Genomic DNA, 321 nt, shown 5'->3' with positions numbered 1-321 from the left:
ACTGTAATTGCAAACTACTTACAATATCAGTGATATCAGATTGATGTTTTTGTCCATAGTAAGGAATAATTGTAAATTCCCAAGCAGGAATCAATTTCTTTAATGAGGCTTCCAGAATTGTTGCTTTTTGCGTCTTGTATTTAAACTGGAGTGATTTATTGACAATATCGAAACTCAGCGAATTGCTTATGATAGTATTATAGCTCATGAATGTGGCTCTCTTGATTGCTGTTCCGTTATGTGTAATCATCCAACATAAATAGGTTAGTTCAGCAGCACATAATGCTATTTTCTCACCTGAAGGTCTTTCAAACCTTTCCA

At 34.3% G+C, this 321-nt stretch carries 1 protein-coding gene; it reads right to left on the bottom strand.

What is annotated here, in order from left to right; genetic code table 11:
• On the bottom strand, positions 1–208 hold a 208-nt coding region (locus tag ELS83_RS21800), incomplete at its 3' end, for a hypothetical protein (RefSeq protein WP_216616769.1).
• Positions 209–321 lie beyond the last annotated feature (113 nt).

This window comes from Marinifilum caeruleilacunae (assembly GCF_013141825.1).
Taxonomy (GTDB): Bacteria; Bacteroidota; Bacteroidia; order Bacteroidales; family Marinifilaceae; genus Marinifilum; species Marinifilum caeruleilacunae.
This window is presented reverse-complemented; position numbering and strand designations above follow the sequence as displayed.